This window comes from Bifidobacterium sp. KRGSERBCFTRI (assembly GCF_025908335.1).
The window spans coordinates 355,257-381,679 of the sequence record NZ_CP109653.1 but is presented as its reverse complement, the minus strand read 5'-3'; the positions used below and the strand labels follow the sequence as shown (position 1 = coordinate 381,679).

At 60.8% G+C, this 26,423-nt stretch carries 17 protein-coding genes, 1 pseudogene and 1 riboswitch; of the genes and pseudogenes, 7 read left to right on the top strand and 11 right to left on the bottom strand.

Going from position 1 to position 26,423, the window contains the following annotated elements:
* Positions 1-8 precede the first annotated feature (8 nt).
* Complete coding sequence (locus tag OGI63_RS01540) at positions 9-1,031, bottom strand: aldo/keto reductase (RefSeq protein WP_172458537.1); 1,023 nt, start codon at positions 1,029-1,031, stop codon at positions 9-11.
* Positions 1,032-1,135: 104 nt separating this feature from the next.
* A riboswitch (TPP riboswitch) is annotated at positions 1,136-1,239 on the top strand.
* A 228-nt stretch (positions 1,240-1,467) separates the two neighbouring features.
* Here OGI63_RS01540 and thiS point away from each other — a divergent pair.
* From thiS to OGI63_RS01525, 3 genes are all read left to right on the top strand, one after another.
* Positions 1,468-1,662 (top strand): sulfur carrier protein ThiS, encoded by a 195-nt coding sequence (gene thiS / locus OGI63_RS01535; RefSeq protein WP_003807372.1) that lies wholly within the window; start codon positions 1,468-1,470, stop codon positions 1,660-1,662.
* Positions 1,663-1,714: 52 nt separating this feature from the next.
* A complete protein-coding gene (thiF, locus tag OGI63_RS01530) occupies positions 1,715-2,428 on the top strand; it encodes a sulfur carrier protein ThiS adenylyltransferase ThiF (protein ID WP_003807371.1) in 714 nt (237 codons plus the stop codon).
* A 150-nt stretch (positions 2,429-2,578) separates the two neighbouring features.
* A complete protein-coding gene (locus OGI63_RS01525) occupies positions 2,579-3,493 on the top strand; it encodes a thiazole synthase (RefSeq protein ID WP_011742635.1) in 915 nt (304 codons plus the stop codon).
* 180 nt (positions 3,494-3,673) lie between these two features.
* Here OGI63_RS01525 and OGI63_RS01520 read toward each other — a convergent pair whose 3' ends face one another.
* Together OGI63_RS01520 and OGI63_RS01515 are read right to left on the bottom strand one after the other, a co-directional pair.
* Complete coding sequence (locus OGI63_RS01520) at positions 3,674-5,242, bottom strand: amino acid permease (RefSeq protein WP_041777205.1); 1,569 nt, start codon at positions 5,240-5,242, stop codon at positions 3,674-3,676.
* A gap of 223 nt (positions 5,243-5,465) precedes the next feature.
* Positions 5,466-5,984, bottom strand: a pseudogene (locus OGI63_RS01515) (class C sortase); the annotation flags it as partial.
* 927 nt (positions 5,985-6,911) lie between these two features.
* Between OGI63_RS01515 and OGI63_RS01510 the strand changes: the two are divergent.
* Positions 6,912-8,378 carry a cation:proton antiporter gene (locus OGI63_RS01510; RefSeq protein WP_041777204.1) on the top strand — a complete coding sequence of 489 codons (1,467 nt, stop codon included), beginning with the start codon at positions 6,912-6,914 and terminating at the stop codon, positions 8,376-8,378.
* 18 nt (positions 8,379-8,396) lie between these two features.
* On the opposite strand, the gene OGI63_RS01505 is transcribed toward OGI63_RS01510, so the two are convergent.
* Positions 8,397-11,393 carry an ABC transporter permease gene (locus OGI63_RS01505; protein WP_041777203.1) on the bottom strand — a complete coding sequence of 999 codons (2,997 nt, stop codon included), beginning with the start codon at positions 11,391-11,393 and terminating at the stop codon, positions 8,397-8,399.
* Positions 11,394-11,745: 352 nt separating this feature from the next.
* Here OGI63_RS01505 and OGI63_RS01500 point away from each other — a divergent pair, with 352 nt between their 5' ends.
* Positions 11,746-13,275: an amino acid permease gene (locus OGI63_RS01500; RefSeq protein ID WP_003807358.1), complete on the top strand. Its 1,530-nt coding sequence runs from the start codon at positions 11,746-11,748 to the stop codon at positions 13,273-13,275.
* A 137-nt stretch (positions 13,276-13,412) separates the two neighbouring features.
* On the opposite strand, the gene OGI63_RS01495 is transcribed toward OGI63_RS01500, so the two are convergent.
* Positions 13,413-15,263 carry a sialate O-acetylesterase gene (locus tag OGI63_RS01495; RefSeq protein WP_041777202.1) on the bottom strand — a complete coding sequence of 617 codons (1,851 nt, stop codon included), beginning with the start codon at positions 15,261-15,263 and terminating at the stop codon, positions 13,413-13,415.
* A 426-nt stretch (positions 15,264-15,689) separates the two neighbouring features.
* Between OGI63_RS01495 and ilvC (OGI63_RS01490) the strand changes: the two genes are divergently transcribed.
* Positions 15,690-16,730 (top strand): ketol-acid reductoisomerase, encoded by a 1,041-nt coding sequence (ilvC, locus tag OGI63_RS01490; RefSeq protein ID WP_011742629.1) that lies wholly within the window; start codon positions 15,690-15,692, stop codon positions 16,728-16,730.
* A gap of 196 nt (positions 16,731-16,926) precedes the next feature.
* Here ilvC (OGI63_RS01490) and ilvC (OGI63_RS01485) read toward each other — a convergent pair whose 3' ends face one another.
* The 6 genes from ilvC (OGI63_RS01485) to OGI63_RS01460 all read right to left on the bottom strand — a co-directional run bounded on the left by ilvC (OGI63_RS01485) (position 16,927) and on the right by OGI63_RS01460 (position 25,110).
* The gene (ilvC, locus tag OGI63_RS01485; protein ID WP_003807354.1) at positions 16,927-17,979 is read right to left on the bottom strand and encodes a ketol-acid reductoisomerase; all 1,053 of its coding nucleotides are present in this window, start codon (positions 17,977-17,979) and stop codon (positions 16,927-16,929) included.
* Positions 17,980-18,264: 285 nt separating this feature from the next.
* A complete protein-coding gene (locus OGI63_RS01480) occupies positions 18,265-19,614 on the bottom strand; it encodes an MFS transporter (protein ID WP_011742628.1) in 1,350 nt (449 codons plus the stop codon).
* Between the two features lie 478 nt (positions 19,615-20,092).
* The gene (locus tag OGI63_RS01475; protein ID WP_011742627.1) at positions 20,093-21,685 is read right to left on the bottom strand and encodes an MFS transporter; all 1,593 of its coding nucleotides are present in this window, start codon (positions 21,683-21,685) and stop codon (positions 20,093-20,095) included.
* Positions 21,686-21,976: 291 nt separating this feature from the next.
* The gene (gtfA, locus tag OGI63_RS01470; protein ID WP_011742626.1) at positions 21,977-23,491 is read right to left on the bottom strand and encodes a sucrose phosphorylase; all 1,515 of its coding nucleotides are present in this window, start codon (positions 23,489-23,491) and stop codon (positions 21,977-21,979) included.
* Positions 23,492-23,744: 253 nt separating this feature from the next.
* Positions 23,745-24,170 carry a LamB/YcsF family protein gene (locus tag OGI63_RS01465; protein WP_231837098.1) on the bottom strand — a complete coding sequence of 142 codons (426 nt, stop codon included), beginning with the start codon at positions 24,168-24,170 and terminating at the stop codon, positions 23,745-23,747.
* A gap of 127 nt (positions 24,171-24,297) precedes the next feature.
* Entirely contained in the window at positions 24,298-25,110 is an 813-nt protein-coding gene (locus OGI63_RS01460; RefSeq protein ID WP_167524177.1) for a putative hydro-lyase, read from the bottom strand.
* A 304-nt stretch (positions 25,111-25,414) separates the two neighbouring features.
* Here OGI63_RS01460 and OGI63_RS01455 point away from each other — a divergent pair, with 304 nt between their 5' ends.
* On the top strand, positions 25,415-26,368 hold the full coding sequence (locus OGI63_RS01455) for an aminodeoxychorismate lyase (protein WP_011742624.1): 954 nt from the start codon (positions 25,415-25,417) through the stop codon (positions 26,366-26,368).
* The last annotated feature ends 55 nt before the right edge of the window (positions 26,369-26,423 follow it).

Here is a 26,423-nt window from a genome sequence, read left to right as displayed (position 1 = left end):
CGCGGAATTCAGCCGCGACGGGCGTCGACGGAGGCGTTCAGCATCGCCAGCTCATCCTGCGTGAGCGTCAGTTCGGTGGCGGCGAAGGAATCGTTGATTTCCTGCGGATTGCGGGCGCTGGGGATGGTGAACAACCGCTCGTAGCGGCTCAGTTCCCAGGCGAGCACCACGCGCTGGTAGGAGCAGCCGTGGTTGCCGGCGACCGTGCGGAACGGGTCGTACGCGCGCTGGTCGAACGCGTCGAGGAAGCCGCCGAGGGGGCTCCAGCACACGAACGCGAGTCCAAGTTCCGCGCAGTGCTCCATCGTATGCTCAGGGTCGGGGTGCGAGGGCGAGAACTGGTTCTGCACGGCGATCAGCTTGTCGCCGAGAATCTCGCGGGCGATGTCGATCTGCGCGTTGTCCACGCGGGAAATGCCCGCGTACCGGATCACGCCCTCGTTAAGCAGCTGCTTCAGCGCGCCGACCTGGTCCTCATAAGCCACTTCCGGGTCCGGTCCGTGCGAATACAACAGGTCGAGCGTATCGACGCCCAAGTGCAGCGCGGATTCCTTGGCGTCACGAATCATGGTTTCGGGGCGCGAATCCGCCATCCACCCGTATTGACTGCCCGCCGCCTGCAAATGCTGGCGTTCCCCGCCAGGCCGACGACTGCAGCCCTCGGAATCCCGCCCCTGAGTGTCCGATTCTGGCGAATCGGACACAGGAGCAACAAAAGCGGGGATCTCCATGGTGCGTCGATAGCCAGTTTTCGTGGCGACCAGCACTTCATCTCGGGGGCCATTCCACGAAGCGAGCGCATCACGCACCAACTTTTCGCCGTACCCCAAATCTTTCGCAGTGCCAGTGCCAGGCTCGCTCGGCAGATAATACGACCAAGCCGTATCCAAATAGCGAACACCCGCGTCCAAACCGGCATGAATCGTACGAATCGCAGTATCGCGATCCGGACGCCCCTCAATCGCCAAAGCCATCGTTCCCATGCCGAGCCGAGGAATCGTAAATCCTGCCAACTCACCGTTCATCATCATCTTCCCCTTCCTTGCAAGCACGCAGCCGATTCGCACATGTTCACATCAAGACTAACCCAACGTGAACCGGCGCAAGCTTGTCGGGCGCCTGCGCGAAGATAAAGGCACAACCGAACGGGAGCCGAAAGGCTGAGAGGGAGCTCATACAGCTTCGACCGAGGACTTGATGCGGGTAATGCCGCCGTAAGGAGACGGGTTGTTCGCGCCGCAAGGCGTATCTCATCTTCCGTTCGCGATAACCGAATATCGCGTGATTAGGGTCACGGAGGGGCGCACCACCTCATAGGGTACGGTTCCTTCGGCGACCCTTTTTTCGTACCAACCGTGAATGTCCGATTCACCGGAAGCAGACGCTCGGAAGCCCACAAAGCAGTTCTGAACGTCCGTTTCGGCGGGAACGGCACTCGTGGGGCCTGACATACAGAAGGGAACCGAAATGATCATCAACGGCAAGGAAGAGGACGTCGCCACGCCGATCACCGTGGCCGAACTAGTGGAGCAGCGCGGTCTGCGCGCCGACCGCGTGGCCGTGGAGCTCAACGGCGAGATCGTGCCGCGCGCCCAGCGTGCGCAGACGCAGCTCAAGGGCACCGACACGTTGGAAATCGTCACGTTCGTGCAGGGCGGCTGAGCACAGCAGCGAAACAAACCATACGAACGGAAACGAGAATACGAGAACAACCATGACTTTTGAACCATCCGCATCGCAGGCGCAGATCGACGCCCGCCAGCACGCTTTCGACAACCAGCCCGACCCGGCCACCTTGGTCAGCCGCGAGGAGATCCGCGCAGCCCTGCTCGACCGTCACACGGCCGCCACACAGGACAAGCTCGACGCGGCGCACGTGGCCATCTGCGGCTGCGGCGGCCTCGGCTCCACCATCGCGGTGGCGCTGACCCGCATCGGCGTCGGCCACCTGCACTTGATCGACTTCGACCGCGTGGATATGACGAACCTGAATCGCCAGCAGTATTTCCTGAAGGACCTCGGCCAGTACAAGACGGAGGCGCTGCGCAGCAATCTGCGCCAAATCAACCCGTTCACGGACATCACCATCGACACCGTCAAGGTGACCGACGAGAACGTGCCGACGCTGTTCGAAAACGAGGACATCATCTGCGAGGCGTTCGACGTGCCGGAAAACAAGACGATGCTCGTCAACGCGGTGCTGGAGAATCTGCCGGGCAAGAAGCTCGTCAGCGCGTCCGGCATGGCCGGCTTCCGCAGCTCCAACCTGGTGAGCACGCGTCGCGTTTCGAAGAACTTCTACTTCTGTGGCGATGGCGAGACGGCTCCGGTACCGGGTGCCGGCCTGATGGCGCCGCGCGTGGGCGTGGTCGCCTGCCACGAAGCGAACATGATCACGCGACTGATCCTCGGCGAGGAAGACGCCTGACGCACTGCTACGTTACTCCACTGCCGTAATCGAAATTTTTATTGCGATTACAAACGCACGTTGCACACAACACAACAGCGACGCAACGGCAACACAACAGCAGCACAGCAATCGCAACAACAACAAACACCCCAACGAAAGGAACCGACGATGAGCACCGAAAACACCATCACCACCGCAGCCGCCGACGTCGCGGCCGCACCGAACGCCACGCTCGACGAGCTGGTCGGCACCACCACGAACACGGCGATCCTGCCGGAGCCGGACGCTCATGCGTACGACGAGATCGCCACCGGCGACGCCGACCCGCTGATCCTCGGCGGGCACAAGTTCACGAGCCGTTTCATCCTCGGTTCCGGCCGTTACGACCTGAACCTCATCAAGGCGACCATCGAGAACGCGGGCACGCAGATCGTCACCATGGCGCTGCGCCGCTGCCGCACCACCGAAAACAACCTGCTCGACTACATTCCGAAGGGCATCACCATGCTGCCGAACACGTCCGGCGCACGCAATGCAGAGGAAGCGGTGCGTATTGCCCGTCTCGCGCGCGAAGTGTGCCAGACGGACTTCGTGAAGGTGGAGATCGAGCATGAGGCGAAGTATCTGCTGCCCGACAATGAGGAAACCATCAAAGCCACGAAACAGCTGGCAAAAGAAGGCTTCGTGGTCATGCCGTACATGTTCCCCGATCCGATTGCGGCGAAGCGTCTTGAAGACGCAGGTGCGGCTTGCGTGATGCCGCTTGGCGCGATGATCGGCTCGAATAAGGGTCTGCGTGCACGCGATTTCATTGAAGTGATTATCAAGAATTCCAATGTTCCGGTGATTATCGACGCTGGTATTGGCCGTCCGAGCCAGGCTGCGGAAGCCATGGAAATGGGCGCGGACGCGGTGATGGCATACACGGCCATCGCTTCCGCCGGCAATATTCCGCTGATGGCACGCGCGTTCAAGAAGGCGATCGAAGCTGGTCGTGAAGCGTATTTGTCTGGCTTGGGCAAGGTTACGGAAGATCATGCCGTGCCGTCCAGCCCAACGAACGAGGCCGACTACATCGGCTGATTCGCGTCGGTTTCGTACGATTCGTGCACTAACGTTTCGCACTGTTTTATTGCGATTACACGACGAGGGTCGGTGGAGACGCACATTTTCGCAAGGTTTCCACCGACCCTCTTTCGTCAGATGCGCGGCACGTAGCGCAACACGCGCATGCCACGCATACCGCAGCGACAGGCAATACGTCTACTTCCCTAGAGCCGCCTTCAGGTCGCGGTTCTGGAACCGCTCGTGCAGCAGGCAGTAGCCACCGAACACGACAAACCAGACCAGGCCGGCGACTGCGGAACCGAGCGTGTCGGAAGACAGGAACAACGTGACATACACGACCACGTAGAACGCGACCGCAATCCAATCGCACACCTGCCAGGCCGGCATCACGAAGCCGTCCGGCAGAAAGTCGGCGCTTTGACGGTAGCGGCGGTGAGCAAGCATCGTCAGAATGTAAATGAAGATCACGACGGCGCTGGCGGCCGAGGCGAACAGCACGAACGCGCCGGAAACGCCCGGAATCGCGTTGATCAGCGGGGAGAACAGGATCATGCAGCCGGACACGATAATCGCCTTCGCCGGAACCTTGCGGTCCGACACTTCGCCGAGACGCTGCATGGCGGGCGATTCGGAATCCTGCGCGAGCTGGTACAGATGGCGTCCAGCCGAGTAGATCAGCGAGTTAAGCGCTGACGCGGCTGCGGTGATCACCACGAAGAACACGAGCGCGGCAGCCCAGTCGAGGCCCGCGTACTTAAACACCATGATGAACGGGGAGCCGAACGAGCCGTCCGCGTTCTGGTGGAAGTTGCGCCACGGCACGATCGCCATGATGGCCACGAGCGCGCCCACGTAGAAGATGAGGATGCGCATGATCAGCTCGTTGACGGCTTTCGGCAGCACTTTGCGCGGGTTCTGGGTTTCGGACACGGTCACACCCACGAATTCGATGAGCTGGTAGGCGAAGAACACCATCTGGAAGCTCATGAAGAAGTTCATCCAGCCGTTCGGCGCGAGCTGGAAGCCGTCGGCAATGTTCGTAAGGCTCACAGTGGCACCGGAAACCGTGCCGTCCACGCCTTCGATATGCGTGGCCGGGTAGCTGAAACCGAGGAACAGCATCACCACGGCGGTGACAATCAGACCCACAATCAGCGTGATTTTGATCATGGAGAACCAGAATTCCGCCTCGCCGAACACTTTCACGGCAATGAGATTGATGCCGGTGAGCGCCACAAGGAAGCACAGTTCGATAAGCCATTTCCACGCGTTGAGGTCAATGCCGAACGTGCCGAAGAACGTGACGAAATAGGTGCTGACGGCCGTGATTTCGGTCATGCCGGTCAGGATGAGCACAATCCAGTACGTCCAGCCGGCGAATTTGCCCCACGCGCGGCCGAGGTAGCGGGTGATGAAGTTGATGAAGGTGTGCTGGCTTGGGTCGCTGTACATCATTTCGCCGATGGCGCGCATGAGCAGGAACATGATGAGGCCCACGCCGATGTACACGAAGATGATGCTTGGTCCGGTCAGCGCAATCGATTTGCCGGAGCCGAGGAACAGGCCAGTGCCGATGGTTCCGCCGATGGCGATGAATTGGACATGGCGATTTTTCAGGCCGCGTTCCATGTCGTTGTCTTTGTCGAGGCTTTCGACGGATTTGATATGCGATTGTGTGCTTTGCGCGTTCTGCGTTGCGTCAGACGCGTCGGCAGCTTGCGTGTTTGTGCCGGCCTTCCCGGTATTCGTATTCCCTAAAGTCATAATGGTCACACCCTACCGCGGGAACCGCCCAATGCGCCCGCTTTTGTCTGACAGATGACGCTTGCCGGCTCTGTTGGGAGGAACAGAAGCCGGCATGATGAAGAATGAGCGGGCTAGGCGGTCAGCTCGTCGAGTTTGGCGCGGAGGTCTTCGTTTTCGCGCTGCACCTCGTCGATGCGGCGGGCCTGCTGTCCGATGATGCTGATGGCGGTTTCGGAGTCGAGCCCACCGGCAGGCTACTGCCGTACAGGTGACCCGCGCCGGACGCAAGCGTCAGCTCGGACGTGCCGTGGTAAACCGGCAGGTTCACGGAAATCTTCGGAATACGGATGGCCCCCATCACGCCATCGCCGGAGTCGAGCAGGCTTTGATATTCCGTGTCTTTGGCGCTGGCGGAGTCGCTGGAGTTGTCTGAGCCGTCGGCGCTGGCGTTGTTGGCTGCATTCTGCGGATCGTCATACAGTTCGGCGAGCGGATCCTTCGCCTCGCCAATCACCGGCTGCCCCGACTTGGCAAGTCGCTTGTTGTACTCCCTGGCCGCGGCGAACGCCTCATCGGCCTGCGGGTATGGCCAGCCCGCCACGCGCTTTTCGGAACGCGCCGACGTGCTCGCCAGCTCGCGCGCCGAACGGTATTGCAACACTCTCGGAAACATGCCAATGCCGAGCGCGGTAAGAATCAGCACCGCCGCAAGCACGCGCATGGCAATGGACTTGTTGCGATCCGCGCGACGCTCGCGCATCGCTTCGGACGCGTCGGTCGCCTCCGCGAAAGTCGGGAGGGTGTAGGTGCAGGTGTTGCGCGTGGTGTCGTGCGGACCGCGCGAGCCGTCGTTGCCATCGTGCGAATCGCCATAAAAATCGTCGGCGCGTAAGTCCTTAATTTGCTGCGGACCGTCGCTTCTCGACCCGCCGCGCGCTCCCATGCGGAAAAACTGCCATCAGTCTTGCCCCCTTGAACTGCCAGCCATAGGGAACATTATATTGCACTCCGCCCGCGTGCCTTCTTCCCTGACGATTCCGATAATGTCGGTCGAACTTGGACGGTCTCCGGCCACAGCTCTGAGCGAACCACGTTTTACGCAAATCATGGGTTAGGACTTACGCAAATCGTGGGTTAGGTTTTATGCAAATCGCGGGTTAGCCCCAGCAAAACCCTTGCAGGAGGCCGAAATTGGCATTTTTGCCAAGAGCATCTCTAACCGAGTCTATCCATGGTCAAACTGATGGGTCTATCTGGCTTATAGATGGCGGATTTGGGGCTTTGCGGAAAGGTATTTCGCTTATAGATGGCGGGCGCTAGACGAGAATAGGCGGTTCGGGGGTATGATTTATACCCCCGAACTGGCAAATGGGGCGAACCACCCGTCATCTATAAGCTAGATAGCATTTGGCGGGCGGGCGGTGCGCGCGGCGGACGAGAACCGGGGGTTGGCCGCCTCGCAAACGCGACCGACCCCCTTAATGTCGTGAAACGTGCTATATGTGGCAGATTCGCCCTTCACAAGAAAACGATTTGCGTTATGTGTGGCAGGTCCCTTGAGCAAATCCAGACCTAGGGGGGGTAGGAATCATGCCCCCTAGGTCGGTTTCCCCGAAGAAACCTGCCACAGATAGCGGAAATCACATTCTTCAACCTCCGGTCACAATGGCTCACTAGGCTCGACGGTATGACGCAAGAGCTTGTTTCCCTGACTATCATCATGGCGGTGGCGGCCGTCAGCCCGATTGTGGCGCAGCTGATTCCGGGAAGATTCATTCCACAAACCGTACTGCTGCTCGCCGCCGGAGCCACGCTCGGCCCGTACGGACTAGGCATAATCGAAGTGAACGACGCCGTGAAACTCTTGAACGAGCTCGGCATGGCGTTCCTGTTCCTGCTCGCCGGCTACGAAATCGACCCCAAACGACTCGCCGGACATCAAGGCAAAGTCGGACTGCTTACATGGGGAATCACGCTAGGCCTCGCCTGGCTGGTCGTGACATTCCTTCCGTTCTTCACCAAGCAAGGCATCAACGGCATCGCCACGGTAATCGCACTTACCACCACCGCTCTCGGCACGCTCATGCCGATTCTCAAGGAACGCAACCTCGAAGGCACCCCCATCGGCGACGCCATCATCTCGTACGGAACGTGGGGCGAACTCGGCCCAATCCTCGCCATGGCCATCCTGCTATCCACCCGAACCGGCTGGCAGACCATGCTCGTGCTCGGCGCGTTCCTCGCCATCTGCCTACTGTGCGCGATGCTACCTACGAAAGCACTGAAAACCGGCCATCGCCTGTACCGTTTCCTTACGGAAAACGCGAACACGTCATCGCAAACGCTCATGCGACTGACCACATTCCTGCTCATCTTCCTTGTCACCATTTCCGCACTGTTCGAACTTGACGCGGTGCTCGGCGCGTTCGCCGCAGGCTTCATCCTGCGTTACATCATCCCCGACGGCAGCAAGTCGCTGGAAATGAAACTGGAAGGCGTCGGCTACGGCTTCCTTATTCCTGTGTTCTTCGTGGTGTCAGGCGCCGCGATCAACGTGCGCGCCGTGGCAGGACGGCCCGCACTGCTCGTCGCGTTCATCGTCATGCTCATGCTGATTCGCGCGGTGCCCGTATATCTTGCGCTATCGCTCGACAAACGCAAGAATCCGCTGTCATCGCATCACCGCGTCACCGTAGCCCTGTATTGCACGACCGCGCTGCCGATCATCGTCGCCGTCACGTCGCTGGCGGTGAAGGTCGGCACCATGCAAAGCGACACCGCGTCGACACTGGTCGCAGCCGGCGCGATCACGGTGTTCCTGATGCCGCTGCTCGGCTCGATCACATATCAGGTGGCCGACGTACATCCGGTCACCGCGGTTCGGGAGATCGCGCACACGCCATCCGATTGGCGGACGATCGTACGCGAACATGCGCAGGTACGCGCGCTGCTGCACCATCAGGACCGGCTCAAGCGTATGGCGGAGACGTTGGAATCGCTGGAAAAGCAGGAGGGGCTGAACGGTTTGGACAGCCGTCGCGCCGAACTTGTGGAACGTGCGCGCCTCGAAATCGACCGCCAACTCAAGGAACTCGGCCTGAACCCGCAGCTCACCACCCAACTCCCCCACAACTACCGCTACCCGAAGAACTGAGAGGGCTTCGGAGGAGCGCTACTCCACGGACTTGAGGGAGCTGATGGGGTCGATGCGGTCGAGGACGGGGTTGACGAACAGCTGCACGAGCAGCGCGAAGGCCATGGTCGCCACGGCCGCGATCACGTAGCTCAGCGGCTTGACCTCCACCTCGAAATACAACGAGGGCATGTTGAGCGCCATCGTCAGCATGCCGCCGACGAGCCGGCCGAGCGGCAGACCCAGTATCACGCCCATGACGGTGAGGATCATCATCTCACGGTTCACGTAATGGTGCACTTCGCGGTCGAAGAAGCCAAGCACCTTGAGCGTGGCCATCTCGCGCACGCGTTCTGACACGTTCGTGTTGGCGAGCGTGAACAGCACCACAAGCGCCAGACCGCCGGCGAGCGCCACGATCAGCGCCACCACCGCGCCCATGAGGTCGAATTTGAAGCTGTCGGCCATATGCGCGCAACTTACGGCCTTCATCACCGAACTGTCCTCTTCGAGCGATTCCGCATAGTCGGTTTGCGAAGTGTCGGAGCCGGAAAGCTTGGCGAGCATGGCGTTCCACGTCAGAGCCTCGGAATCCTCGGAACTCTTGGAATTCTTGGTGTTCTTCGCGTCTTTCGAGTCGAAAAGCTTGGCGTAGTAGGTTTCGCTTACATACACATCCGAGCCGATGAGGTTGCGATTCACCGCGCTCACCTTCGCCGTCGCCTGCACGCCGTCACCGTTGGTCAGTCGCACCTTGGAACCGGCCTTGACGCCCAGCGCGCTTGCCGCCGATTGCGCGACGATCACGCCATCGTCATCGAGTTTCAGCGAACCGGTTTTGCCGACGCCGGACGTGCCCAGTATGCCGGACGAGACCGGCTGCAACGTGACCATTTCGCCCAAATCGGACAGATGCTTTTCCGGCACCGCGACCAGCTGGATGCTTTCGCTGCCGCTGCTGCCGGCCTTGCCGCTGTCACCGTCGCCACTGCCCGCAACCGTCAAATCGCCCGACTCTATGCGCACGTCAAGCGATGACGTGACGCGCCCGTCTGACGCGACTTTCGTGCGCATCGCCGACGCGCCCGAATCGTCGGAAACCACCATCAGGTCGTACTGGTAGATGTCGCGGTATTGCTTGATGCCGAGGTCTGCGACGGTGTCGTTGATGGCCAGGCCGCAGACGATCAGCGCGGTGCAGCCGGCCACACCGCCGACCGTCATGATGAGGCGCGACTTGAAGCGGAAGATGTTGCGCGCGGTCACTTTGCCGAGGAAGCCCATGCGATTCCAGACCGGCCGAATCCGTTCCAGCAGAATGCGCGAGCCGGCGCGCGGCGCTTTCGGACGCAGCAGCGAGGCGGGCGTCTGCCTCATTTCCTGCACGCACGCGTAGATGGTGGCGGCGAGCACGCCGACCACGAACAGCGCGATGCCGAGCGAGCCGTACAGCCAGTCGTATTCCAATCGCAGACCGGGCATCACATACATGCCTTGCAATACGACCAGCAGGAACGCAGGAATGCCAAGGAAGCCGGCGATCAGGCCGAGGCCGCCGCCGATGAGGCAGGCGAGCAACGCGAACAGCAGGTAGCGCAACGCGACCGCCAGCCGCCCGTAGCCGAGCCCCACGTACGTGCCGATGAGCGAGCGGTCCTCTTCGACCATGCGCGCCATGGCGGTCAGGCTCATCATCACGGCCACCAGCAGGAACACAATCGGGAACGCGTTGCCGAGCGACTGGATGGAGTCGAGGTCGGATTTGAGCGCGCTGAACCCGCCGAGCGACTGCCGGTCCTGCACATACCAGCGCACTTGCGGAATGCTGGTTTTCAGCTCGTTTTCCTTGGTTTTCAGCGTATGTTCGGTACTTGCCTTCTGCTCGTTCAATTGCGATTGCGCCTGGTCGAGCTGCTGCTTGGCTTGCGTCAGTTCGGGACTAGCGGCGATGATGGTTTCACGCATTGTTTCACGCGTGGTTTCGTCAAGTTGGGGGGTAGTTGCACCTGCGGCCGCCGCCGCACCTGCGTTCGCGCCGTTTGCCGCAGCTCCCGCAGCTGCCGCGCCCGCCTGCATGCTGACAATCTGGTCGACCTGCTGGTTGAATTGCTGCCGATTCGCGTCGATTTGCGACTGCGCGTCCGCGAACTTCTTGTCGGCTTCCGCACGCGCGTCGGCGATCTTCTTGTTGCCCGCGTCGAGCAGTTCCTGCCGACGGGCCTTCTGGCGGTCGGTTTTCACGGTGCCGTCGATGCGGTCGGTCACCTGCTTGACGGTGTTTTCGTACGATTCGTCGAACGTGCTTTCGGCGGCCGCACCCTTGACGAGCAGCGTGGCGGACGTGTAGAGGGTGCCGGTCACGCCATCGGACGGCGCGAAGAACGTGTAGTCGGTGGTGGCGGTGGAACGGAACGAGGTCATGGCGGAGTAGCCGTCCGGGTTGCTCAGGTTCTGCGGATCGAGCACCACGCCCACGATGGTGAGCTTGGTCGGGAAGCTCGGCGCCTCGTCCGTGCCGTTCGTTTCATTCGTGCCGTCCGCACCGTTCGTATCGTTCGTATCGGAAGTATCGGAGGAAGCCGATTCGGGGGTTACGGTGAGGCGGCTGCCGATACGCTTGCCCGAATCGCGAATAAATTTCCTGGTTACCGCGATTTCGCCGGCTTTCTTCGGCATGCGCCCTTCCTGCAAGTATGGCTGGTCAATGCCGTTCGTGCCGATTTCCTGCATGGTCGCCGACTTGCGGCCGTCCAAATCGAACGTCACTTCCTGCGACCGTTCCGCCTGCACTTTCGCAACACCGTTCACCTTGCGCAACGCGGCGATATCGCCGTTCGACAGGCCCGCAGTGGACAGCACCTGGACGTCGTGCAGGCCCTGCGCGTCGAAAAAGCGATCGGTGCTGCGGAACGCGTCACGGCAGCCCGCGTAAATGCCGGTGAGCACGGCCACACCGAGCAACGTGATCATGGCGATGGAAATGAATCTTTTCCACGAATGCGCCCACATTCGCAGCATGTCCTTGACGAATGCCATGTCGACCTCCGTTCGTAGCCCCTCATTCCATTGAACACCATGAAGCTTGGAAAGACGCGCCAAACCGCACATCCGCAACACGTGTCCAAATCGCGCGTTCGAATCGCACAGCAATCGCGCGAATCGAACTTCTAAACCAAACAACCCGTTAAGCAAACCAGACATTCCGGAACGAACAAACCAACACTTTGCCCGCCGCTTCCCGCTACAATCGGAAACGTTCCCTCACAAAGGGCGAATCGCAAAAAAGCAAGCAAAACAAGCACATGCAAGCGTGCAACAGCACGCAACGCAAGCAGCGAGCGCAACGCACAACGCGCAATCGCAAGGAAACAGAGAAGAGGAAATCTCCATGAGCGACGTCACCGCCGCAAAGAAGCCGCGTGGAACCGACGACGTGCCGGTTCCGCCGACGCTCCGTAAATCGTTGAAAAACCGCCATATCCAGCTCATCGCGCTGGGTGGCGCCATCGGCACCGGCCTGTTCTACGGCTCCAGCGAATCCATCCAGCTGGCCGGCCCGTCCATTCTGCTCGCCTACCTCGTCGGCGGTCTCGCGATCTTCATGATCGTGCGCGCTCTGAGCGAGATGGCGGTCGAGGATCCGAAGGCTGGCGCGTTCAGCTACTACGCGACGCGCTACTGGTCACGGCGAGCGGGCTTCATTTCCGGCTGGAACTACTGGTTCAACTACGTGCTGGTGGCCATGGTGGAGCTTGCCGTGGTCGGCTCGTTCGTGAACTACTGGTTCCCGAACATTCCGAAGTGGGTGTCGGCGGCGGTGTTCCTCGTGGCCATCGCGGCGCTGAATCTCATGGGCGTGAACAAGTTCGGCGAATTCGAATTCTGGTTCGCCATCATCAAGATCGTGGCCGTGCTGGCCATGATTCTCGGCGGCCTGTATGTCGTGATCGCCAACGTGCCGACCGCTTCGGGCATTCGCGCGAGCTTCGCCAACTGGTTCACCGTGGACGGCGGATTCCTGCCGCACGGCCTGATGACCCGCAACGCCGACGGCACGTGGACCGGCCTGCTGATGGCGCTCGTCGTGGTGATGTTCAGCTTCGGCGGCACCGAACTCATCGGCATCACCGCCGGCGAAACCGAGAATCCGCGCACCACCATTCCGAAGGCCACGAACGGCATCATCTGGCGTATTCTCGTCTTCTACATCTGCGCGCTCGGCGTGATCATGGCGGTGATTCCGTGGAGCAAAATCGACGGCGATTCCAGCCCGTTCGTGCAGATCTTCGATTCCGTCGGCGTGCACGCGGCCGCCGGCATCCTCAATTTCGTGTGCCTGACCGCCGTGATGAGCGTCTACAATTCCGGCCTGTACGCCAACTCCCGCATGCTGTATTCGCTGGCAAAGCAGGGCAACGCGCCGGCTTACCTGGGTAAGCTCAGCAAGAAAGGCGTGCCGGTCGGGGGTGTTATCACTTCCGCGATAATTATTGCGATTGCCGTTGTCGTCGTGTTCGTATGGCCGGAATTCGCGTTCAATTATCTGATGTCGATCGCCACTATCGCGGCTGCGATCAACTGGATCATGATTATGATTACGGAGATTAAGTTCCGTCGCATGGTTGCGGCTGGCGATGGCCCGGCCGAACTTAAGGGGCTGAAGGGCAAGGAAGCGCTCGACAAGATCGCGTTCAAGCTGCCGTTCGCCAATGTGACGCCGTATGTGGTAATCGCGTTCATGCTGCTGGTTGTGGTGCTCATGTGCTTCTCCGCAAGCTATCGCATCGCCGTGATCGCCGGCGTCATCTGGCTGGCGGTGCTGTTCGCCGCCGCCCAGCTTGCGCTTGGCAAGTCCGGCAGCGAGCGTGGCGAGGACGCGGCGGTGATTGTCGACGCGGCTGCTGCAACCGCTGAGTAATCGCAAGAAACACAAAACGGCCTCCTCTTCCGGCTTTTGTTACCCGAATCGGCTGGTTACGGTAACAAAAGCCGGATGGGAATGCCGTTTTTGCGATTAGACGGGGCGATTAGACCGGCGCGACCAGACCGACGGCCTCAGTCAGCGGTGCCGTCGGGGGTGACGGGCTCGGCGGACTCGACGGGGGAGGTATGGTCGGTCAGGTCCAGACGGAACGGCTGCGCGGGCAGGCCGTCGTCGTTGAACAGCGGAGCCGGACCCCAACTGCGCCAGGCGTATCGCATCGCCACCGGCTCCGGCACATCCGGAGTCGCCAGCGTAATCGTGCCGATGCTGCGGCTGTTAATCGGAATGCCGAATTCCGTAGCGTTGTAATCGACCACGTTCACTCTGGAATTGACGAGATCATCGATGTCGCAATCCACGAAAATCGCGGCGGTCGCCGGGTGGAACATACCGTCGGAACCGGCCAGTTCGAAGCCGGAATGTTCCGGCACGCGCACCAAAGTCGGCAGCTGGCCATCGAAATCATCGTCGTCGCCGCCGCCGGGCGTGGTGCCTTCGAAATGCAAACCGTGCGCATAGCGGAAGAACAGGCGTACGCGGCCGTTCGGGTCGCATCGGAAGCCCAGCACCGTCGGGCCGTGCACCGGAACGCGATCCATGCCGTAGATTTGCCGCAGCGCGCAATTGGCAAGGCGTTCGCCGGGCGTGCGCTTGTCCAGCGGGTGGATGTTGTCGTATTCGCCGCAGTCGATCGTGCAGATGGCGTACACGTTGTCTATGGACTGCGCGGCGTCCCATTGGGCCTCACGCAGCACCGGCCAGCGCATCGGATCGTTGCCGTCCGCAGCCGTCTTGCCGTTGATCCATTGCGGCAACTGCACGATGAGGAACGGCAGATTTTCGCTCCACAGCGCACGCCATTCGCCGATCATCATGCCGAGCAGCTCGCGGTAGGAACCGCTGTATTGCTCGTCTTCCTCACCCTGATACCACAGGAAACCGGCCAGCGAGTAGGGCATGATACGTTCCAGCATGGCGTGGAAGGGGCCACACGGACGCCATTGCGATGTAGGGGTGAGCGGCGGCGGCCACGGGCAGGTGCCGCACTGTTCGCTCAACTCGCTGCTCGTTGCGTTCGGATTGGTCTGACGCACCGTTTCCACAGCCGCGTTCCATGCGTCCATCTGCGACTGCCATTCGCTGGTTTCCAGCTCGAACTGCTGTTGCGTCTTGCCTGCGATCGCACGCTGGTAGCGCGTCAGATAGTCGCGGCCGGCATCGCTGGAATTGAGTGCGTCCTCGCTCATCCAGCAGCTGATCGACGTGCCGCCGATATAGCAGTCGACAATGCCGACCGGCAGATCGGGGTCGAGTTCGGAGCGCAGCTTGCGTGCGAAATAGTAGGCGACGGCACTCATCACGCCACTGTTTTCCGGCGATGATTCCTGCCAACTCGACGTATTTTCCGCATTGCGATTGATGACACCGGTTTTGGGCACATTGTAGAAACGCAGCAGCGGATCGGCGCAATCCTCAAGTGCTTCGTCGGCATGCTCGCTGTTACGCAACTCAAGTTCCATATTGCTTTGGCCGCCGGCGAGCCACACTTCGCCGATAAGCACGTCGTCGAATTCGATGGCATCATTGCCCGCGACGATACGAAGCGTGTACGGACCGCCTTCCGGTTGCGCGGGCAGCATCACGCGCCACTGCGAAAAGCCGTTGACCACGTTCTGCGAAGAATAAGCATGTTCCTGCGCAATCAGGGAGCCGTCAAAGTCGTGTATTTCCGCCACAACCTCCATACCGGCGCAATCGGCAGCCAATGCGCCGAACACCGCAATGGGCTTGTTGCGTTGCAATACCATGTGCGAGGCGAAAATCGAGGCGATATGCAGCACGCCCGAGACATTACGCTCCTCCACCTGCTCCATCTGCGCCGTCATTTCGGAACCAGGCGCAATCCCCGTCGCAGTGACCATTGCTTCAGCTTCCTCATCAAACAATCCTACGTGCCTATCCTAAGCCACTTTCCTACCAAAATGCATGAAGCGTCACCTAAATAAGCACATGCTTGCCCACACAAACGTCATTTTCAGCGATTGAAACGTCGCTTCGGTAGGGGCTTAATCGCAATTCCCAACGGAAACAACATTCCAACGGCCCGAAACGTCGCTTCCTTAGGGGTTTCGCAGGAAAGGTATCACGATTGCGCCGCGACGAATTTTTTACGATTTCGCGGCTCACTTTGTGGACTGGATACGTACCAAAACGGCCGCTCCGGTAGGATGGACCCCAGTTTGCAGGACAAAATCCATGCACGAAACCACGAATTTCATCTGCGAATGGTAGAAACCCGAACGCTTTCCAAGCGTTCACCCCACTACACAAAAGGAGTGCCAAGTACAATGGCTGCACAAATTTGGTATGAGAACGATGGAGATCTCTCGGTCCTCGAAGGCAAGAAGGTTGCCATCATCGGTTACGGTTCCCAGGGCCACGCCCATGCGCTGAACCTGCGCGATTCCGGCGTCGACGTCGTCGTCGGCCTGCGCCCGACCTCCAAGTCCGTCGAGCACGCCAAGGAGCAGGGTCTGGAAGTCAAGTCCGTTCCGGAAGCCGCCGCCGAGGCCGACATCATCATGATTCTGGCTCCCGATCAGTACCAGCGCACCATCTGGGCCAACGACATCGAACCGAACATCAAGCCGGGCGCCGCCGTCGCCTTCGCTCATGGCTTCAACATCCACTACGGCTACATCAAGCCGACCGAGGACCACCCGGTCTTCATGGTCGCCCCGAAGGGCCCGGGCCACATCGTGCGTCGTGAGTACGCCAACGGCCGTGGCGTCCCGGTCGTCGTGGCCGTCGAACAGGATCCGCGCGGCGACGCTTGGGACATCACCCTGGCTTACGCCAAGGCTCTGGGCGCCCTGCGCGCAGGCGCCATCAAGACCACCTTCACCGAAGAGACCGAGACCGATCTGTTCGGCGAGCAGAACGTGCTCATGGGCGGCGTGAACAAGCTCGTTGAAATGGGCTTCGAGGTCCTCACTGACGCTGGCTACCAGCCGGAGATCGCTTACTTCGAGGTCTGCCACGAGCTGAAGATGCTCGTCGACCTCATGAACGAGGGTGGCCTGAACAAGGCTCGTTGGTCCTGCTCCGACACCGCCCAGTACGGCGACTACACCAACACCTGCATCGACGAGCACGTGCGTGAGCGCATGCAGTACCACCTGAAGCGCATCCAGGACGGCTCCTTCGCCAAGGAGTTCATCGACGATCAGGACGCTGGCGCTCCGAAGTTCAAGCAGCTGCAGGAAGAATACGGCAACGTGCGTATCGAGAGCGTTGGCCCGAAGCTGCGCGCCATGTTCTCTTGGAACAACGGCAAGGATGACGACGCTGACATGGCCACTTTCACCGGCAAGATCGCCCGTGGCTGAGTAACGTCTCGCATTCATTGCGATTAATCGCATTAACTGCGATTAAAGGCCGCCGCCCAAGTTGGGTGGCGGCCTTTCGTTATGCCGGAACGTACGCAACCGTCGCACGCACGACGATATGCAAAAAGCGCCGTCCGCACGAAGCGGGCGACGCTTTCTAATTCGCTAAATAGCTTATGCAGCTAGCGAAGCAATCTCACTGAACCTGAGTACGAGCGATCTTGCCGTTGAAGGACTCGGCCATATCGGCGTCGGCGTCCACCTGGTTGTTCCAGGAGAACATGGCGCGCAGCTTCGGGCCAACGGTCTCCAGGTGCGGGTGGCTGTACTCTTCCTGCAGCTTCTTGAACTTCGGAGCGCCAGCGGCCTGGTCATCCATGAACTCCTTGGCGAAGGAGCCGTCCTGGATGCGCTTGAGCTGGTACTGCATGCGCTTCTTGGTCTCCTCGGTGATGACCGTGGAGGTGTAGTCGCCGTACTGGGCGGTGTCGGAGCAGGACCAACGGGCCTTGTTCAGACCACCCTCGTTGGCCAGGTCGACCAGCATCTTCAGCTCGTGGAACACCTCGAAGTAGGCGATCTCCGGCTGGTAGCCAGCCTCGGTCAGCACATCGAAGCCCATATCGCACAGGTGGTTGATGCCACCCATGAGGACGTCCTGCTCGCCGAACAGATCGGTCTCGGTCTCCTCGGTGAAGGTGGTCTTGATGGCGCCTGCACGCAGCGCGCCCAGAGCCTTGGCGTAAGCCAGGCACAGCGGCCAGGTCTTGCCATCCGGATCCTGCTCGACGGCCACGACGACCGGGACGCCACGGCCAGCGGCGTACTCACGACGCACGATGTGGCCCGGGCCCTTCGGGGCGACCATGAAGACCGGATGGTCCTCGGACGGCTTGATGTAGCCGTAGTGGATGTTGAAGCCGTGAGCGAAGGCCAGAGCAGCGCCCGGCTTCAGGTTCGGCTCGACGTCCTTCTTGTACACGGCGGCCTGGTACTGGTCAGGCAGCAGGATCATCACCACGTCGGCTTCGGCAACGGCCTCGGCAACAGGCTTGACCTCAAGGCCCTGCTCCTTGGCATACTCCACGGACTTGGAGGTAGGACGCAGGCCGACGACGACGTCGACGCCGGAATCGCGCAGGTTCAGCGCATGGGCGTGGCCCTGGGAACCGTAACCGAGGATGGCCACCTTCTTGCCATCGAACACGGACAGATCGGCGTCCTTTTCGTACCAGATAGTTGCTGCCATAATTGGCGCTCCTTTATTGTTTTTTGCGATTCGGAACTTGCTTTTTCCGAACAAACTCGCTATTTTCTATTCTTTTTTCGGTTGTTATCACGGCGAGTGATTCCTAGGATGTTGCTCCCCCCGGATTGTGTCCGAGGAACCACTCCGCCTCTCCTGCGGAACTGTTCTAGTACCGCTTTCTTTATGATGTCTGTTGGCGTTCACATAGTGGCTATATTCACGTCAAACGTTTTTTCTAAGGCTCCGAGCCACCCCAAGCGAAGCAGCCCGGCAAGCCGGTCGGCGTCACTTGGTGAAGTCGACGTTCTTCGTTTCCTTGCAGCTCAACACCGCGATGAGGCAGCACAGGGCCATCACACCGAGGTACAGGCCCACGGAATGCACGCCCCAATGATGGGACAGCCAAGTGGCGATGGTCGGCACGAAGGCCGCGCCGACGATGGCAGCCAGGTTGTAGCCGATGCCGGAGCCGGAGTAACGCACGTTGGCGTCGAACAGTTCCGGCAGGAAGGCGCCGATCGGACCGAACGCGGTACCCATCAGAGCGAAGCCGATGCACAGGAACAGCAGGTTGGTGGCGAAGTTGCGCTGACCGACGACCGCCGGATCAAGCAGGAACGGGAACAGCAGGGCGAACGCGATGAGGCAGCAGGAGGAGATGATGATCACGCGCTTGCGGCCGAACTTGTCGGCGTTCACGCAGGAGATCACGATGAACGCGGCGAACACGCAGACGGCGATCATCAGCATCAGCAGATACTCCTGGTTGGTGAAGCCCAGGTTGCCGCCACCCTGCTCGACGGTCTTGGTGCCCCAAGCGAGGGACCAGGTTGCCAGCGTGTAGAACAGCGTGTAGGTGACGGCCACCAGGAACGTGGCCTGGATGACTTCCTTCCAGCTCTTCTTGAACACTTCGGTAAGCGGGGACTTGACGACCTTCTTCTGCTCCTGGGCCATACGGAAGATCGGGGTCTCCTCCATCTGGACGCGGACGACGAGGCCGACGATCACGAGGATGGAGGACAGCAGGAACGGCACGCGCCAGCCCCAGGCAAGCATCGCGTCATTGTCGTTGAAGGTCTCCAGCAGGAAGTAGGTGCCGTTCGACAGGAAGAAGCCGATCGGGGCGCCCAGCTCCGGGAAGGAGCCGTACAGCGCGCGCTTGTCTTCCGGAGCGTTCTCGGTGGCCACCAACGCGGCGCCGGACCATTCGCCGCCAAGGCCGATGCCCTGCACGAAGCGGCATAGGCACAGCACGGCGACGGCCGCGACACCCCATTGGTTGTAGGTCGGCAGGCAGCCGATCAGGAAGGTGGCAATGCCCATGGTGAGCAGGGAGACCACCAGCGTGGTCTTGCGGCCCATACGGTCGCCGAAGTGGCCGAACACCAACGAGCCCAGCGGACGGGCGATGAACGCGATGGCGAAGGTCAGCAGGCTGGCCAGCAGCGCGACGGTCGGATTGGTGGTGTCTCCGAAGAACACCTTCGGGAAATAATTCGCAGCGGCGGTGCCGTATGCGTAAAAGTCGTAGAACTCGATGGCGGTGCCGACCATGGATGCTGCGATCACGGTTTTGACCGAATCGCGGACCATCGCCTGCGCTTTGCCAGCGGCCGCTTCGACTGTACTCATTGATGTACTCCCTGTACGTCCTGTTACCGGTTCCCAACTTCCGCCGATAACGATGTTGTTTGTAGTTTTTCTGTTTTCTGTTGTGCGCTATGCCGGCCGGCTTCAAAAGGTTTTCGCTGCGTCTGCCTTGTGGGCTGCAACAAAAATGGCCCCGCATTATGCAGGGCCATCAACGTGTGTGTTACGCGCGCCTCAAACCCTGCCTTCGTTGGCGAGGGATTGAAGCCGCAATGCTCGAATCAGTCCGCCAACGAAAGCGGAATAATAATTCGTGCGGACAGCAGTACGTGTGCGACCATTCCGTTCATCGTGGCGAACCTCCTTTCGCAAAGTCATTTCCCCGGGCGGGATTTCCGCTCGAACTAAGCCGTAAACATAGGCGCGTCCATCTCCCCTATCCACTAAAGGTTCACTATGTGGACGCGCCGTTTCGCTTTATTTTCCAATCATTGGCGATCTAGCACCGTCATAGTCGCCGTCATTGTTGCGATTTCAACCGCAATGTCAGCAGACCCGCCAACAGCATCGAAACAGTGGCGACAGCGAAGATCAGCACGGTGGCACCGGTCGCCACAATCACCGCGGCGCAGGCAGCGACGCCCAGTATCGTGCCGAACGTATTGGCCAGACTATAAGCGGCAAGCGATCGGCCCACGGAACGCACATCCGGCAGCATCGCAAGATCCAAGCTTTGGCTGGCGCCATCGAACACCACGTATGCGAAGCCGGCAAGCAGGGCGTACAGCGCAACCGCCAGGAAACCGTCGTCCATCAGCAACGGCAGCAGCGCAGCGACCATGAACAACACGGCGGACGCGACGGCCGGAATACGCAGATCGCCAAACAGGCTGACGACGCGGCCAAGCAGCAACGCCGCAATCAAAGCACCGACAAACGTGCAGATGGCCATGACCACAACCACCGATCCGGCACCGGCAATGCCGAACAAACCGGCCTCATCGGTATTGCCGACGATATTCGGCGCCAGATACCACTGATATACGGCGATTCCGGCTGTGGCCGCAACGGCGAACATGCGGGCCGCGAATGCCACAGAAAACTTCGGCGCGTTCTGCGGCGGACGGTATTGCGAGAAGAAATCGCCTTTCTCAACATCCCTACGCGGCAGGTAGCTGCTGGCCCCTTCGAACGGCAATATCAACAGCGTAACGACGGCCGCGACGACAAGCCAACCCGCGAATACCAGCATCGCGAAACCCGTAGTGCCATCCCAACCTTCGCCACCGGCATGCGGCGTCAGCGCAACAGCCACGGCGACGCCGACCAGCTGGCCAAGCGCCAGCCCCTTGCCGTGCCAGGAATCGGCGCGGTCGCGGAACTTGTCAGGCACACGTTCGCCGAACGCGGCGGCGAACGGTATGGCCGCCATCGCATACGCGGCCTGCGTGGCCAGCCAGAAGAACACGGCCCACGGGAGAAAATCGCATGCGGAAAGAATCGCCATGCAGATAGCCGCCAATACGCTGCCGCTGGCGATCCATGGCGTACGGCGCCCGAACCGGCAGTAGGAATGGTCGGAACCGACGGCGATGCATGCATTCAGCAGGAACGTCATGATGGCACCTGCGATGACGAGCATCGCCAAATCCGTGACGCGGTTGATTCCCGACAAACGGCTGACGGTTTGCGGAATGAGCACCGTGTTGAACGCCGCCATCGGAGCGGACAGCAGCATTGAGCCAAGCGCAAAACCCGCAACGAGCCGGTTGGCCTGCATTGCGGTCGGCTTGGTGCCGTCCGGAGCGGTCATCGGGTCGCGCAGGTCGAGGAAGGACGATTCGAGGTTCGGCACAGCCACGTCAAGATGCGCGGCCGCGGTTAGGGGCGCTCCACCTTCCGATGCGATGCGCGCGGCCTGGGTTTCCGGACGCTCGTTGGACGCTTCCGGAATACGCGGATGCTGCTGCACCGACAGCCGGCGCATGGCCGCCTTCGCTTCGGGAGTCAGGGTCTTCTCATAATCGGGGCGATCGTCGATGCCCGGGCGGATGAACACCTGGCCGGGCAGCGGCTGCGGTTTGAATTCGTTATTCTGATTGTCTTCGGTCATATCTGCTGTTTTCTTGGCTTATCGCGTTTTCTGCTTGTCGCGTTTCATGTGCTTCGATACTCCACGCATGCGCCCGCCCGCTACGAGCGACACATACGAAAATCGCCCGGACGCATTGCTTCAGCGCATTCGGGCGATTCTTCAACGCAACTTACGATACCAACACGTGCGGCCACTGCCGTCCGCCCGACGGACCGGGTGCGACGGACCGGGTGCGCGACCGCAAGGTGGAACGCAATCGCAAGGCCGTACGTAATCGCAAGAAAATACGTAATCGCAAGAAATTTTCCGTCAGGCGACGACAGGCGGATTGGCGATCAGATCATCCGAACGGTGGTCTCCCGCGGAATCCTCCCATTCCAACATGGCGACCGGCGTAGTGTTGTCCACACCGAGACCGCGCTTCGGCTCGAACGTCAGCGTGGCCTGGCTGGTTTCGCCGCGCCAGGTGAAGCTGATGGACGTGTCGTCATCGGTGGTGTACGAGAACGTGCCGTCGAACGCGTCGAGCTCGTTGCGGAACTTGGCGAGCGCGTTCAGGGCCTTGACGACCGGACGCTTGAGGTTCTCGTCGATTTCCGCGGTGGAGTAGTAATGGCGATTGATGTCGCGGCCGTTATTCGTCTTACGCAGCAGCTCCATGTCGTTCTTGCCGGCGAGCGCGCCGACGTAGTAGACTTGCGGCACGCCCGGCAGGAAGAACTGCACCGCGCGGGCGGCGATGTAGTGCTGGTCGTTGCACCCGAGCGCCGAATAGTAGGTGCTGTTGACCTGGTAGAGGTCGAGATTGGATGCGGCGGCGCCAGTGGCTGCCTGGGATTCGCCGTGGGTGTTGGCGTGGATGGTGTTGACGAGGTTGTCCACGTCCTCATCCGGCACGAGACCCTTGAGCGAGCGGTCGAGCTGGTCGGAGCCGATGTCGATCACGCCGATGCCGTCGTGCGTATCGAGCACGGTGACGGCGTTGTTCGGGCGTATGTCGGTCCAGTGGGCGACGGGCTCGACGTGGCCGGTGCTCAGCGCGTGCAGCAGCAGCGGAGGCAGGGCGAAGTCGTAGACGCGGTCCACCTTGGATGCGATTTCGACCTGCTTCTTGTAGTAGGAGTGCACTTCGATGAGGATTTCCAGACCGCGCTTGACGCCTTCCTCACGCAGACGGGAGATCAGCTTGAAGGTCTTCGGGGTCATGAAGCAGCTGGTGCCGGCTTCCTTGGCGCCATAGCCGACGGCGTCGAGGCGGATGTAGCTGACGTGAGAGGCGGCCATCTGGTCGAAAATCGACATGAGGTATTCCCAACCCTTGTCGGAATCGGTGTCGATGTCCACCTGCTGCGGGGTGAAGCTGACCCACACGAGGCGGGTCTTGCCGGCGAACTTGTAGTGGGTGAACGGCAGGCCCGGACGCGGACGGTAGATGCCGGCCAGGTCCTCTTCGGTGGCGCCGTTCGGGAACACGGAGCTCATGGTGAGGAACATCGGATAGTATTCGGACTCCTCGCCCTTGGCCAGCACGTCCTGGAACTGCTTGGATTCCCAACTCATGTGGTTGACGATGGCGTCGACCATGATGTTGTGGGTCTTGGAGAGTTCGGCGACGTCGTCCCAGCTGCCGAGACGTTCGTCGACCTTGGTGTGGTCGATCGGGTCGAAGCCTGCGTCGGCGCCGTCGAACGGGGTGAAGAACGGCAGGATGTGAACGCCGTCGTACACGCCGTCGAAGCGGGTGCGCAGAATGTCGGTCATCGACTTGATGGTGCCGTCGCCAAGGCGGTCGGCGTAAGTGATGAGCTGCACCTTGTTTTTCATGGAGCCTCCTTCGGTTCCAAAAAGTCGTTGCGAGATTCTTTGCGGGAGTCCTTACGGCCATTCCCACGGTTGTGTCGAACCGGTTCGATATTACCGCAAAATGGGGCTCGACACCAAAACCGCAACCGGTGTTCGGGCGTGTCGAACCGGCTTTCGGCCGAATCGCGGCGCATGTCTCCGGCGCCCGATTCGAAAGCGACGGACATGCGGGGGCAGCCGCGAGCGCAGGGCTCTCAGCCTTGGGCACAGGACTTCAGCTGCGGGCGCAGTCCGTAAGCTGGCCGACCTGCTTAAAGTAACGGTCGGGTTCGAGGCCGTCGACGGTCGCCACGTTCGTCATATGCACGCCGTCGAGGCCGCCGTATTCGACGATCTGGTACATCACGTCCGCCTTGAGTTCGTCGGGGGACTCGTCCACATAGCGGCGCCCGAATCCGGCCAGGTCGCGGTACGCCACATGCGCCCCGACCATTACCCCCCGCGACGCCGCGTATGACAACGTTCTCAGCATGACGGACGGGTCGCCCGCATGGAAGCCGCACGCCACGTTCGCGCTGGAAACCACGTCGAGCAGCGCCTCGTCGTCGCTGAGCGTCCAACGACCGAAGCTTTCGCCCATATCGCTGTTCATATCGATTCGCATAGCCGTCTGCTTTCCGTCTGTTTCCTGCACAGCCATCGTTTCCATTCCTTCCGTCGCCTTTCCGTCGTTCTACCGTCGCAGCGTTCTTCAGCCGCGACGTCCCTTCTGCCGCAGTCGCCGCAGCACGCATCTCATGCCGCGCCCCGCAACCTGCCGCTCGGCCTCACACCATGTATTCCAAATCGCGTTTGCTGGTGATGAACATGTGCCCCGGCGCGTGCGTGATCGCGAATTCCGGTTTGGACGCCATCACCGCGGCCTGCGGGGTCACGCCGCACGCCCAGAACACCGGCACATCGCCCGGCTCCAACACGGGGGCATCGCCATAGTCGGGATGCATGATGTCGTCGATGCCGATCGCGGACGGGTCGCCCACACATACGGGGGCACCGTGCACGGACGGGTAATAGCCGGAAATCCGGCATGCGTCGGCCACCTGCGTAGACGGAATGCCACGCATCGACACGACCATCGTCGAATGGAACGCGCCGGCCGAACGGCACTCGATCGACGTGTCGTACATCGGCACGTTGCGGCCTGCCGTGATGTGCCGCACCGGCACGCCCGCCTCCATCAGCGGAAACTCGAATGTGAAACTGCAGCCAATCACAAACGTGACCAAATCGGATCGCCAATACTCGCGAATATCGGGCACTTCAGCTACCAGTTCGCCACGCTTCCACACGCGGTACAACGGCACGTCGGTACGGATGTCGGCGCCCGGCGCGGTGACGGGTGCGGTGACGCCCGGCTCCATCACTTCCAGCAGCGGACAAGGTTTGTGATTGCGCTGCGCGAACAGCAGAAAATCGAATGCCTGCTCCTTGGGCAGAATCATCAGATTCGCCTGCGCGTAGCCTTGCGCAATGCCGCAGGTCGGGCGGACCAGGCCGTCACGGAACGCGGCGCGCGCCTGTTCGGGCGTGCTCGCCGCGCCAAGTTCGGTTGTTCCCATATCGGACATCCCATCCACCATTGCGCTTACCTTTCCCGTCGGCCGCCGTCCGGCCTTTTCCGAACGAACTGCCGACGAACTCCGAAATCCGATTCCGCAGAAACGGACGTTCAGAGTCGCTTTCCCTCACCTTGGTCGCCGAACGTTACGGGAGCCGCGCGATTCATGACGCGTATGTTTCCGCATTGCAAATTGGCGGTGCCAAGTGGAAACAAACCATGGTTAGGTTGGACGCCGAAGACGCACGCGAACGCTGACGCAACACAACAGCGCAACAGCAATAAAGCGGCAATCAAAAGACGCGGAGCGCGGAAGAGAGGTTCCCATGAGTTCGATCGTTCTGGCAGTCGGTAACGGCAAGACGCTATTCGGAGGCTCAGGCGTGGCGCCCGACGCGGATCTGGTTCGTTTCGTCGATCCGGAAAGTCCCATCATCAACGCGTTCGATTTGTGCGCGCTGCGCGGCGACGGCATTTTCGAAGCGACCACGGTATGGAGGGGTTTCCCGGTCTCGCTGGAGAACCATCTGAAGCGTCTTGCGAATTCGGCCCGTCTGGTGGATATGCCGGAACCGAACATTCCAGCGCTCACCCGCGCGGTCCAGCTGGTCATCGACCAGTATGACGATCCGGAACCCGGTCCGATGCTGCGCATCATCGTCTCCCGTGGTCTCGATCCGGACACCGGCGTGGGCAAGGCGGCCGACCGCACGCCGACCGTCTACATCTTCCTTGACGCGAAGGGCACGCTGCATTCGCTGGAGCCGATCACCATGGCTTCGATGACGCGCGGCTACCCGTCGGACATCACCGCACGCGCCCCGTGGCTGCTCAACGGCGCGAAGACGCTGAGCTACGCGTTCAACTGCGCCGTGCACCGCGAATGCGCCCGCCGTGGCGTCGGCGACGCGATTCTGTTCACGGAGGACGGCTACACGATGGAATGCCCGAATTCGTCGATTGTGGCACGCTATGGCGATACGTTCGTCACGCCCGACCCGCGCATCGGTATTCTGAATGGCACATCACAGCGCGAAATGTTCGCCTGGGCGCTTGAAGAAGGCAAAAAGGCGGAGTACAGGAAGCTGCCGATCGCCGAACTACGCGAAGCGGACAGCCTGTACATGACGCACGGCGGATGGTCGATTCCGATCAGCGCGATCGACGGGCGCGCACTTGCCGTGGATGCAGCGGAGATCCAGGCGATCAACGATGCGATCCATTCGGGCCGCACGCACGAGGACGCGTTGAAAATCGGTCCGACCGGCGATTACGAATAAGGCGAAACGACCCGCTTAGCAGGTAAAACGGCCCGTCCAATGATGGGCGATACGG